Genomic DNA, 12,053 nt, shown 5'->3' with positions numbered 1-12,053 from the left:
GACCCTTCAATGACCGTCCCGACGCCAACCATGCGGGCCGAATAATATCTCAAAAATTTTGAAAAGGTCATGTCAGACGGAGGTTTAAGGGTAAATGTGAATAATCGGAATGAAGCTGGCTGTAGGAAAAACACCGACACGAAAGCACCGGCGTTGCGCGTATCCAAATGTAACGATTTGACATGGAATAGTCCCAGTTTGTTACGAATTCGCCAAGTAGGGACGAAAAAAAACCGGAGCTTTTGCTCCGGTTCTTGATACGGCACAAATTCGGGGTTCGATCAGTCCACGAATGCACGCTCGATCACGTAGTGACCCGGCGCGCTGTTCTTGCCTTCGACGAGGCCGGCCTGCTTCAGCAGGTCGGTCGTGTCCTTCAGCATCGCGGTGCTGCCGCACAGCATTACGCGGTCGTTTTCCGGCGAGAACGCCGGCACGCCGAGGTCCGTGAACAGCTTGCCCGTCGCGATCAGGTCGGTGATCCGGCCCTCGTTGTCGAACGCTTCGCGCGTGACCGTCGGGTAGTAGACGAGCTTTTCCTTGATGATGTCGCCGAGGTACTCGTGGCCCGGCAGGTCGTGCTTGATGTAGTCCATGTACGCCAGCTCGCCCTTCAGGCGGCAGGTGTGCGTCAGGATGACCTTGTCGAAGCGTTCGTAGATGTCCGGGTCGCGGATGATCGACATGAACGGCGCGAGGCCCGTGCCGGTCGACAGCATCCACAGCGTCTTGCCGGGCAGCAGGTTGTCGGCGACGAGCGTGCCGGTCGGCTTCTTGCCGATCAGCACCGAGTCGCCCACCTTCAGGTGCTGCAGGCGCGACGTCAGCGGGCCGTTCTGGACCTTGATGCTGAAGAATTCGAGGTGCTCTTCGTAGTTCGGGCTGACGATCGAGTAGGCACGCGCGAGCGGCTTGCCGTCGACCTCGAGGCCGACCATCGTGAATTCGCCGTTGTTGAAGCGCAGGCTCGGCTCACGGGTGCAGGTGAAGCTGAAAAGCGTGTCGGTCCAGTGATGGACGGATTGGACGGTGGCGGTGTCGTATTTGCTCATGGCTTTGAAAACGGACGCGCGTAGCGGACGCGTGTAACGGGCCCAAAAACGGGCAAAAAAACCGAGTGCGTCGGCCCGATCGCGGATCGGCCGGCCGGCGCGTCGGACACGCGCCTTCTCGATGACAGACGTTTGATGAACTCTTTATTTTACCCTGCTTGGGGCAGATGCGGGCTTGACCCGCGCGGCTGCGCGGATTTGGCGCAACGGAATCTTGCAAACAGCTTTCAGTAATCGGCAGCGAGCTTCGCGCCGCGAACATGCTGGTCCGGAACGCGCACGCTTTCGAGCCGGTCACGCAGGTGAACCGGCCGCTGCGATATGCGCTTCGGTAGTCGCGGGCATGCGGTGCTGCCGCGTCACCGCGAATCGAGGCGCAGCCGCGCGATATACGGCAGGTGGTCCGACAGCCACGCGGTTTCGCCGGACGGCGCCTGCCATTCGAGCGGCGTCAGCCCGCGCACGAACATCTTGTCGAGCGCGAGCGCCGGGGAGAACGCGGGGAACGTGCGGCCCGACTCGCCGAGCAGCGTCGCGACCTCGGACAGCCCGATCTCGGCGAACAGCGCGACCGAATCGTTGCGCCAGTCGTTGAAGTCGCCGGCGAGCACGAGCGGGTCGTCGCCCGCGTTGCGCACGATCCAGTGCGCGATCCAGTGCATCTGGCGCAGCCGCGCCGCACGCGTGAGCGCGAGGTGCGCGCACAGGAGCGTGACGGGCCGCGCGCCGGCGAGCGTCGCGCGCGCGACCAGCAGCCCGCGCCGCTCGAAGCGGTGCGCGGAGATGTCCCAGCGGCCGCCGAGGTCGAGCGGGTGCGGCGACAGGATCGCGTTGCCGTGCCGCCACGACGGCTTGAACACGTTCGGTCCGAGCGCGATCTGCCAGTCGAGCGCTTGCGCGATCTCGGTGGCCTGGCAGTGCCACACGTCGTCGACCGCGTCGTCCATCGGCGCGCCGAAGCCGGGGGCGAGCATCGGACGCGGCATGCGGCGCGCCATCGCTTCCTGCAGGAAATACACGTCGGCGTGCGTCGACTGCATCCAGTTGCGCATCGCGTTCCATGCGGTGAAGCCGAGCGGCGAGCGGCCCTTGTGCAGGTTCCAGCTGACCGCGGTGATTTCGTCGGGCGCGGCGTGCGGTTCGGCGAACGGGAGGGACAGGGCGTCGGCGGACATGGCGCTCAGTCCTTCGCGACGTGCGCGCGCACGCGGTAGACGAGATGCGGGCGTTGCTCGACGAGCGTCCAGTCGGTCCATGCGTCGCCGCCGACCGACAGCCCCGGATGGCTCGCGACGATCTGCCGCGGCGACGCGGGCACGCACGGATCGCTGCGCGTCGCGTTTTCGTCGTCGAGGGTTTCCTGCACGTCGAGCGCGAGCGACACGGTGCGGGCGGCGTCGTCGACGGTGAGCGGCGCGACCGTCACCGAGCGCGAGCGCTCGGTCGGCACGACGCGCGCGGCGTTGCCGCAGCCGACGGGCACGGCGGACGGATAGCGATGGGTGTCGGTGCGGGTCTGACCGACGGTGGTGCGTTGCTGGAACGTGTCGATCGTCTGACCGTCGCGCACCACCTGGATCTCCCATGCGACGGCTGCCGGTGCGGCGCTCTGCGCATGGGCCGCGAGCGCGGCGCTCGCGAGCAGGACGGCCAGGCCGTGTTTCAGCATGAAACTTCTCCGGAAACGCGGGGTAGCGGGGAACGGACGCACATCTTACGCCCGATCGATCCGGACGGTCGCGTGACACGATGCGTCGCCGCGGGTTCGCAGCACGATCTGGTCCTGATCGAAAGGTAGGTGCGCGTCACGCGTTTTCAAGCGAAAAAGCGCGCGAACTCGGCGACGCTCGCGCGCTCGGTGACGAGGCGGTTCTCGATCGCGTGCGGGTCCGCATGGCCGAGCGACATCCCGCACACGAGTTGCTCGTTGGCCGGGATGCCGAGATGCTCGGCGACGATCCGGTGGAACGGCACGAACGCGGCTTGCGGGCAGGTGTCGAGGCCGCGTGCGCGCGCGGCCGTCATCACGCCCTGCAGGAACATCCCGCAGTCGAGCCATGCGCCGTGCGTCATCACGCGGTCGAGCGTGAAGAACAGTGCGACCGGCGCATCGAAGAAGCGGAAGTTGCGCGCATGCTGCGCGTGCATGCGGGCCTTTTCGTCGCGGCCGATGTTCAACAGACCATACAGGTCCCAGCCGACCTTGCGGCGCCGGTCGATGTACGGCGACACCCATTCGCGCGGATAGTAGTCGTACTCGGCGACGTATTTCTCGTCGCGCGCCGGATCGTCGTATGCCGCGGTGAGGGCCGCGGCGAGCGCGTCGCGGGTCGCGCCGGTCGCGACGTACACGTGCCACGGCTGGATGTTGGTGCCCGACGGCGCGCGGCTCGCGGCTTCGAGGATTGCCTCGAGCGTGTCGCGCGGCACGGGCGTCGGCAGGAACGCGCGAATCGCGCGGCGCGACTTGAGCGCGGCGTCGACAGCGTCGACGGCGTGGATCGCGTCGGGATCGACGCGCGGGGCAGCAGCGGGGACGGACATCGGCAACCCTTCGAGACGAAGCGCGCGGCGCCGTGCGGGCGCCGTGGCGAGGCCGGCGCGACGGCCGGTGAACCATCGATCATACGCCGCGCGGCGCGACGCCGCAGCGCGCGCACGGTGTTAGCAGCAGACCGCGGTGGCTGCTTGCTTGCACGCCGATGCGGGATCGCTACACTGAAATCGTAAGGGTCTGATGATCGTGTGACGGCAGCAGCGGCGAGGTTGGTATGACGACGGCGATGGTGAAACAGGAACTGGCGGTGGCGTCCTTCAGCACGGTGTACGACCTCGAGCAGGTCGAGACCGCGTTGAACGAGCTGAACGAGAGCGCGAGCGACGCACTGCGCGCCACCTACGAGCGGATGCTCAAGACCGGCAATCTGCGCTTTTGCGTGAAGCCGAACCGGATGCCGTCGTTCGACGAACTCGGCGACGCGCTGCCCAATTTCACCGAACCCCTCGACGACGTGCGCAAGCAGGTCGCGCTGTGCCTCGAGACCGACGACCGGCTCGAACTGATGCCGATCCTGCTGCTCGGGCCGCCCGGCATCGGCAAGACGCATTTCGCGAAGGCGCTCGCGCAGCTGCTCGGCACCGCGTACCACTACGTGCCGATGAGTTCGCTGACAGCCGGCTGGATCCTGTCGGGCGCATCGTCGCAATGGAAGAACGCGAAGCCCGGCAAGGTGTTCGAAGCGCTCGTCAACGGCAGCTACGCGAACCCGGTGATCGCGGTCGACGAGATCGACAAGGCGGGCAGCGACGCGCAATACGATCCGCTCGGCGCGCTGTACGCGTTGCTCGAGCACGACACCGCGCGCGCGTTCGTCGACGAATTCGCCGAGGTGCCGATCGATGCGGGCAACGTGATCTGGGTCGCGACCGCGAACGATGCGCAGGCGATCCCGGAGCCGCTGCTGAACCGGATGAACGTTTACGAGATCGCGCCGCCGGACGCGGCCGGCGCGCGCCGGATCGCGCAGACGATCTACGACGAGATCCGCACGTCGCACGCGTGGGGGCGGCGCTTCCCCGACACGCTCGACGACGACGCGCTCGACGTGCTGGCCGCGACGCCGCCGCGCACGATGCGCCGTGCGCTGCTGCATGCGTTCGGCGCCGCGCGGCTCGACGGCCGGGACGTGATCGCACCGTCCGACATCCGCGCCGACGAGGGCGCGGCGAAGCGCCGGCCGATCGGGTTCTGAGCCGGCGGCGCGCGCCTCGCCGCGGCCTGCGCGCGTCGCGCCGTGCGGCGCGGCGCACGCGACATGCCGATGCAAGCGCGTTCGGCAGGCGGGCGAACCGGGACGTACAATTCTCTTCTCTCCCCTCGACGCGTGAGCGACGCGAAACGCCATGGAGCAGATGGATTGTGTGGTGATCGGCGCGGGTGTCGTCGGTCTTGCGATTGCGCGGGAGCTGGCCGCGCGCGGACGCGAAACGATCGTGCTCGAGGCGGCCGACGCAATCGGCACGGGCACGAGTTCGCGCAACAGCGAGGTGATTCACGCGGGGCTCTACTACTCGCGCGGCTCGCTGAAGGCGATGTCGTGCGTGCGCGGGCGCGACCTGCTGTACGAGTTCTGCGAGACGCGTCACGTGCCGCACCGGCGCGTGGGCAAGCTGCTCGTCGCGACAAGCGCCGCGCAGGTGAAGCAGTTGAAGGCGATCGCCGCGCGCGCGGCGGAAAACGGCGTGCTCGACCTGATGCCGCTCACGCGTACCGAGGCGCAGACGCTCGAGCCCGCGCTCGATTGCGTGGAGGCGCTGTTTTCGCCGAGCACCGGCATCGTCGACAGCCACCAGCTGATGCTCGCGCTGCTCGGCGACGCGGAGCGCGACGGCGCGGTGTGCGCGCTGAAATCCCCGGTAGAGTCGATCGACGTGTTGCGCGGCGGCCGCTTCGTCGTGCGCACCGGCGGCGACGCGCCGACCGAAATCGAGGCCGCGTGCGTGATCAACAGCGCGGGCCTCGGCGCGCAGGCGCTCGCGCGCCGCACGCGCGGCCTCGATCCGCGCTGGGTGCCGCCGCTCTATCTCGCGCGCGGCAACTACTTCAGCCTGTCCGGCCGCGCGCCGTTCTCGCATCTCGTCTATCCGATACCCGACCGCGCGGGGCTCGGCGTGCATCTGACGCTCGATCTCGCCGGGCACGCGCGCTTCGGCCCGGACGTCGAGTGGGTCGATGCGCTGCGCTACGAAGTCGATCCGGCGCGCGCGCAGGCGTTCTACACGTCGATCCGCACGTACTGGCCCGACCTGCCGGACGACGCGTTGCAGCCGGCCTACGCGGGGATCCGGCCGAAGCTCGCGGGGCCCGGCGAGCCGCCGGCCGACTTCATCGTGCAAGGCACGGCGCAGCACGGCGTGCGCGGCCTCGTGAACCTGTTCGGCATCGAGTCGCCGGGGCTGACCGCGTCGCTCGCGCTCGGGCAGCGCGTCGCCGACATGACGTCGCATGGCTGACACTCACGGCCCGCATCCGTGCGGGCCGGCCGTGCGAAACCCCGGGCGAGACCCGTGTGAAATCCCTTGTGTGAAATCCCTTATCTCCGGCATTTCGGCGCGCACATTCATGCGCTTGAGCGTTATTCTGTTGAACGGCCGTCGCCAGAACGGCTTTCAAACCGATAACGTTGGAGCGAGTCCCCCATGAAAACATCCCGTCGGAGTTTCCTGATCACGAGCATCGGCGCCGTGTCCGCGCTGGCGCTGTCGCGCGAAGCGCTGGCCGATGCGCCGATGCTGTCGGAAACGGATCCGACCGCCGTGGCGCTCGGCTACAAGGCCGATGCGACGAAGGTCGACAAGACGAAGTATCCGAAATACGCAGCGGGCCAGGATTGCGCGGCCTGCATGCTGTACCAGGGCAAGAAGGGCTCGGCGTCGGGCCCGTGCGGTGCATTCCCGGGCAAGCAGGTATCGGCGAAGGGCTGGTGCAGCGCATTCTCGAAGATGGGTTGATGCCCGCGGCGGCATCGTGCGATGCCGCAATGTGGCGAAAACCGCAAAACGCCCGCCATCGGACGATGGCGGGCGTTTTTTATGCTTGAAAACGGTTCCGTCGCTTTCTACACTCGCTGCAAACCAACGCGCCGCGGGCCCTCCGCGCGCCGCGCCCGATACGGCGGATTCACGAGAACGAGGCTCGCATGGCGACGATTGCGAATTCAACGAAAACGATCCGGCCCGAGCGCGCGCTGAACCGCCGCGCGGTAGTCGCCGCCGTGATCGGCAACGCGCTCGAGTGGTACGACTTCACGGTGTTCGGCTTCATGACCGTCGTGATCGCCGAACTGTTCTTCCCGACGACCAGCGAATACTCGTCGCTGCTCTTGACCACCGCGACCTTCGGCGTCGCGTTCTTCATGCGCCCGATCGGCGGCATCGTGTTCGGGCTGTACGCCGACCGCGCGGGCCGCAAGGCCGCGCTGTCGCTCGTGATCCTGCTGATGACGGCCGGCATCTTCCTGCTCGCGATCGCGCCGCCCTATGCGGCGATCGGCATCGGCGGCCCGCTCCTGATCGTGCTCGGCCGCCTGCTGCAAGGCTTCTCGGCGGGCGGTGAATTCGGCAGCGCAACGGCGCTGCTGATCGAAGCCGCGCCGTTCTCGAAACGCGGCTTCTACGGCAGCTGGCAGATGGCGAGCCAGGCGGGCGCGCTGCTGATCGGCGCGCTCGTCGGCGCGGCCGTCACGCGCGGGCTGTCGCACGACGCGCTGCGCAGCTGGGGCTGGCGCGTGCCGTTCATCCTCGGGCTCGTGATCGGCCCGATCGGTTTCTACATCCGCCGTCATCTCGCCGATTCCGAAGCGTTCCTGCATGCGCAGCAAAGCGCACGCCGCGCGACGCTCGGCGAAGTGTTCACGCGCCATCCGCGCGAGGTGCTGTGCGGGCTCGGCTCGGTGATCGCGCTGACGGTGACGGTCTACGTGCTGATCAGCTATCTGCCGACCTTCGCGGTGAAGCAGCTGAAGCTGCCGTATGCGCAATCGTTCTATGCGGTGATCATCGGCAACCTGCTGCTGATGGTGCTGTCGCCGGTCGCGGGCGCATGGTCGGACCGCATCGGCCGCAAGGGTCTGTCTTTGTGGTCGCTCGGGCTGACGCTCGTGCTGATGTATCCGCTGTTCGCGTGGCTCGACGCGGCGCCGAGCATCGCGCGGCTGATCGTGGTGCAGGCCGTGCTGTCGGTGACGCTCGCCGGCTACTACGGGCCGTTCGGCGCGATGATCGCCGAGCTGTTCCCGGCCAACGTGCGCTCGACCGGGCTGTCGATCGCGTACAACGTCGCGGTGATGCTGTTCGGCGGTTTCGGGCAGTTCATCGTCACGTGGCTGATCAAGGTGACGGGCACGCCGCTCGCACCGACCTATTACGTGATGGCGGGAATCGCACTGTCGATCGTCGCGGTCGCGTTCGTGCCCGCGCGCAGCGCGGATCTCGACGCGCCGGCCTGACGGTTGCATTGCATCGCATGCATCGTTTCGGAAGCCGCAACGATGTGCGGACTGGCCGCGAACACGGCGCGACAACCCTCTGCGTTCGCGCCCGAATTGTTTAGTTGTCGAACGAAACATGCGCGGGATGAACGAAATGGCCGCTCGTGCGCGCAGAGGCACTTTTCGCGTGTGCAAGACATCGGCAAAAACCCGCGTGGATGCGCGTCTAGAAGAGTTTTTTCTCCAGCTTGTTGCAAAATCGCTAGCTCAAGTAATATCCGCGTACCCGGCCCCCAGGGGGACCGGTTCCGATCTGGAGACCTGGAGGAAACATGGAATACAACCGTCTGTTGCACACCCTGCGTGTTACCGCCATCGCAGGCGTGGCAGCGGCATCGCTCGGCGTCGCGGGTTCTGCATTCGCACAGATCCCGAACAAAACGCTCGTCTACTGCTCAGAAGGCAGCCCGGCGGGTTTTGATTCCGCGCAATTCACGACCGGCGTCGATTTCACCGCCGCCACGTTCACCGTCTACAACCGCCTCGTCGAATTCGAGCGCGGCGGCACCAAGGTCGAGCCCGGCCTCGCCGAGAAGTGGGACGTCTCGTCCGACGGCAAGGTGTACACGTTCCACCTGCGTCATGGCGTGAAGTTCCACACGACCGACTTCTTCAAGCCGACGCGTGAATTCAACGCGGACGACGTCGTGTTCTCGTTCGAGCGCATGCTCGATCCGAACAATGCGTTCCGCAAGGCCTACCCGGTGTCGTTCCCGTACTTCACCGACATGGGCCTCGACAAGCTGATCACGAAGATCGAGAAGGTCGATCCGTACACCGTGAAGTTCACGCTGTCCGAGCCGAACGCGCCGTTCATCCAGAACATGGCGATGGAATTCGCGTCGATCCTGTCGGCCGAGTACGGCGACCAGCTGATGAAGGCCGGCAAGGCCGCCGACATCAACCAGAAGCCGGTCGGCACGGGCCCGTTCATCTTCCGCAGCTATACGAAGGACGCGACGATCCGTTTCGATGGCAATCCTGATTACTGGAAGAAGGGCGCGGTGAAGCTGTCGAAGCTGATCTTCTCGATCACGCCCGACCCGGGCGTGCGCGTGCAGAAGATCAAGCGCAACGAATGCCAGGTGATGAGCTATCCGCGTCCGGCCGACATCGCGGCGCTGAAGGCCGACTCGGGCATCGACATGCCGTCGCAGCCGGGCTTCAACCTCGGCTACCTCGCGTACAACGTCGAGCACAAGCCGGTCGACAAGCTCGAAGTGCGTCAGGCGCTCGACATGGCGATCAACAAGAAGGCGATTCTCGAATCCGTCTATCAGGGTGCCGGCCAGGCCGCCAGCGCGCCGATGCCGCCGACCCAATGGTCGTACGACAAGAACCTGAAGATGGCCCCGAACGACACCGAGAAGGCCAAGGCGCTGCTCGCGAAGGCCGGCTATCCGAACGGTTTCGACATCACGCTGTGGGCGATGCCGGTGCAGCGCGCATACAACCCGAACGCCCGCCTGATGGCCGAGATGATCCAGGCCGACTGGGCGAAGATCGGCGTGAAGGCGAAGATCGTCACGTACGAGTGGGGCGAGTACATCAAGCGCGCGCACACGGGCGAGCAGGACACGATGCTGATCGGCTGGACGGGCGACAACGGCGACCCCGACAACTGGCTCGGCACGCTGCTCGGCTGCGAGGCGATCAAGGGCAACAACTTCTCGCACTGGTGCTACAAGCCGTTCGACGACCTGATCCAGAAGGGTCGCACGACGACGGGCCAGGACGCGCGCACGAAGATCTACACGCAGGCCCAGCAGATCTTCGCGCAGCAGCTGCCGTTCTCGCCGATCGCGAACTCGACGGTCTACCAGCCGGTACGCAAGAACGTGGTCGACATGCGCATCGAGCCGCTCGGCTATGCGCGTTTCGACGGTGTCAGCGTGAAGTAACCGGCCTGGCGTAAGCTGTCGTCTTGAGAAGACCGGCTTGAAATCATCCGGCGACGAGGGGCCAAAAGCCCCTCGTCGCCGGTCGTACATTTCCCACAAGAAAATACGAGACGCATCATGTTCACATTCGTGTTGCGCCGCGTGGGCATGGTGATCCCGACCTTCATCGGCATCACCATCCTGGCGTTTGCGCTGATTCACCTGATACCGGGCGACCCCATCGAAGTGATGATGGGCGAGCGCGGCGTCGATCCCGCGATGCATGCGGAGGCCATGAAACGCCTCGGGCTCGACCAGCCGCTGCCCCTGCAGTACATCCACTACATCGGCCGGGCGCTGCATGGCGACCTCGGCACGTCGATCATCACCAACACCAGCGTCGCGGGCGAATTCTTCGCGCGCTTCCCGGCGACCGTCGAACTGTCACTGTGCGCGCTCGTGTTCGCGCTCGCGGTCGGGCTGCCGGCCGGCGTGATCGCCGCGCTGCGGCGCGGCTCGGTCGTCGATCACGGCGTGATGGGCACCGCGCTCACCGGCTACTCGATGCCGATCTTCTGGTGGGGGCTGATCCTCATCATGGTGTTTTCGTCGTACCTCGGCTGGACGCCCGTGTCGGGCCGCATCGCGGTCGAATACGATTTCCCGCATCCGACCGGTTTCATGCTGATCGACGCGCTGCTCGCACCCGACGAAGGCGCGTTCAAATCGGCGGTCAGCCACCTGATCCTGCCGGCGATCGTGCTCGGCACGATCCCGCTCGCGGTGATCGCGCGGATGACGCGCTCGTCGATGCTCGAAGTGCTGCGCGAGGACTACATCCGCACGGCGCGCGCGAAGGGGCTGTCGCCCGTGCGCGTGGTCGTCGTGCATGCGCTGCGCAATGCGCTGATCCCGGTCGTCACCGTGATCGGCCTGCAGATCGGCACGCTGCTGGCCGGCGCCGTGCTGACCGAGACGCTCTTTTCGTGGCCCGGTGTCGGCAAGTGGCTGATCGATGCGATCGGCCGCCGCGACTATCCGGTCGTCCAGGGCGGCATCCTGCTGATCGCGACGCTCGTGATCGTCGTGAACCTGGTCGTCGACCTGCTGTACGGCGTGCTGAATCCGCGCATCCGCCACACGAGGTAATTCCATGAGCAATCTGCAAAACACCCTGCCGAGCGAATCCGCGCCGGCCGGCGGCCGTGCGCTCGCGCTGCGCGAGTTCTGGGCCAACTTCTCGCGCAACCGCGGCGCCGTCGGCGCCGGCATCGTCGTGCTGGTGCTGATCCTGGTCGCGCTGTTCGCGCCGCTGATCGCGCCGCACAGCCCGGTCGAGCAATACCGCGACTACGTGAAGATCCCGCCCGCATGGCTCGCGGGCGGCAACTGGCAGTTCATCCTCGGCACCGACGAAGCGGGCCGCGACATCCTTTCGCGCCTGATGTTCGGCGCGCGCATGTCGTTCTGGATCGGCTTCGTGTCGGTCGTGCTCGCGCTGATCCCCGGCATCGTGCTCGGGCTGATCGCCGCGTTCTTCCAGAAGTGGGCCGACACGCCCGTGATGCGCATCATGGACGTGCTGCTCGCGCTGCCGTCGCTGCTGCTCGCGGTCGCGGTCGTCGCGATCATCGGCCCGGGCCTCACCAACACGATGTTCGCGATCGCGATCGTCGCGCTGCCGGCCTACGTGCGCCTCACGCGCGCATCCGCGCTCGGCGAACTGCAGAAGGAGTACGTGACGGCATCGCGCGTGGCCGGTGCCGGCACGCTGCGCCTGATGTTCTCGCAGGTGCTGCCGAACTGCACGGCGCCGCTGATCGTGCAGGCGACGCTCGGCTTCTCGTCGGCCATCCTCGACGCGGCCGCGCTCGGCTTCCTCGGCCTCGGCGTGCAGCCGCCGACCGCCGAGTGGGGCGCGATGCTCGCGTCCGCGCGCGACTACATCGACAACGCGTGGTGGATCGTGACGATGCCCGGCCTGTCGATCCTGATTTCGGTGCTCGCGATCAACCTGCTCGGCGACGGGCTGCGCGACGCGCTCGATCCCAAACTGAAGCGGATGGCGTGAC

Annotated in this window: 11 protein-coding genes; 7 read left to right on the top strand and 4 right to left on the bottom strand. The window is 66.5% G+C overall.

What is annotated here, in order from left to right:
• Nucleotides 1–281: 281 nt before the first annotated feature.
• From DIE17_RS15500 to DIE17_RS15480, 4 genes are all read right to left on the bottom strand, one after another.
• The gene (locus tag DIE17_RS15500) at nt 282–1,052 is read right to left on the bottom strand and encodes a ferredoxin--NADP reductase (protein WP_059535031.1); all 771 of its coding nucleotides are present in this window, start codon (nt 1,050–1,052) and stop codon (nt 282–284) included.
• 359 nt (nt 1,053–1,411) lie between these two features.
• Complete coding sequence (locus DIE17_RS15490) at nt 1,412–2,227, bottom strand: endonuclease/exonuclease/phosphatase family protein (RefSeq protein WP_124520542.1); 816 nt, start codon at nt 2,225–2,227, stop codon at nt 1,412–1,414.
• A gap of 5 nt (nt 2,228–2,232) precedes the next feature.
• Nucleotides 2,233–2,721 (bottom strand): hypothetical protein, encoded by a 489-nt coding sequence (locus DIE17_RS15485; protein ID WP_044848849.1) that lies wholly within the window; start codon nt 2,719–2,721, stop codon nt 2,233–2,235.
• A gap of 146 nt (nt 2,722–2,867) precedes the next feature.
• Complete coding sequence (locus DIE17_RS15480; RefSeq protein ID WP_124486663.1) at nt 2,868–3,596, bottom strand: nitroreductase; 729 nt, start codon at nt 3,594–3,596, stop codon at nt 2,868–2,870.
• Between the two features lie 227 nt (nt 3,597–3,823).
• Here DIE17_RS15480 and DIE17_RS15470 point away from each other — a divergent pair, with 227 nt between their 5' ends.
• The 7 genes from DIE17_RS15470 to DIE17_RS15440 all read left to right on the top strand — a co-directional run bounded on the left by DIE17_RS15470 (nt 3,824) and on the right by DIE17_RS15440 (nt 12,052).
• A complete protein-coding gene (locus DIE17_RS15470; protein WP_044848851.1) occupies nt 3,824–4,804 on the top strand; it encodes an AAA family ATPase in 981 nt (326 codons plus the stop codon).
• 151 nt (nt 4,805–4,955) lie between these two features.
• Complete coding sequence (locus DIE17_RS15465; protein WP_124520541.1) at nt 4,956–6,065, top strand: NAD(P)/FAD-dependent oxidoreductase; 1,110 nt, start codon at nt 4,956–4,958, stop codon at nt 6,063–6,065.
• Between the two features lie 186 nt (nt 6,066–6,251).
• Nucleotides 6,252–6,563 (top strand): high-potential iron-sulfur protein, encoded by a 312-nt coding sequence (locus DIE17_RS15460; protein WP_021163765.1) that lies wholly within the window; start codon nt 6,252–6,254, stop codon nt 6,561–6,563.
• Nucleotides 6,564–6,751: 188 nt separating this feature from the next.
• Nucleotides 6,752–8,059, top strand: coding sequence for an MFS transporter (locus DIE17_RS15455; RefSeq protein ID WP_124492201.1), 1,308 nt, complete (start codon nt 6,752–6,754; stop codon nt 8,057–8,059).
• Nucleotides 8,060–8,373: 314 nt separating this feature from the next.
• A complete protein-coding gene (locus DIE17_RS15450) occupies nt 8,374–10,002 on the top strand; it encodes an ABC transporter substrate-binding protein (protein ID WP_044848854.1) in 1,629 nt (542 codons plus the stop codon).
• 117 nt (nt 10,003–10,119) lie between these two features.
• Nucleotides 10,120–11,130 (top strand): ABC transporter permease subunit, encoded by a 1,011-nt coding sequence (locus DIE17_RS15445; RefSeq protein ID WP_044848855.1) that lies wholly within the window; start codon nt 10,120–10,122, stop codon nt 11,128–11,130.
• A gap of 4 nt (nt 11,131–11,134) precedes the next feature.
• Nucleotides 11,135–12,052: an ABC transporter permease subunit gene (locus DIE17_RS15440; RefSeq protein WP_044848856.1), complete on the top strand. Its 918-nt coding sequence runs from the start codon at nt 11,135–11,137 to the stop codon at nt 12,050–12,052.
• Nucleotide 12,053: the final 1 nt, after the last annotated feature.

Source organism: Burkholderia sp. Bp9099 (genome assembly GCF_003857805.1).
GTDB lineage: Bacteria > Pseudomonadota > Gammaproteobacteria > Burkholderiales > Burkholderiaceae > Burkholderia.
The sequence above is the reverse complement of the archived record's forward strand: the minus strand, read 5'-3'. Positions and strand labels throughout refer to the sequence as shown.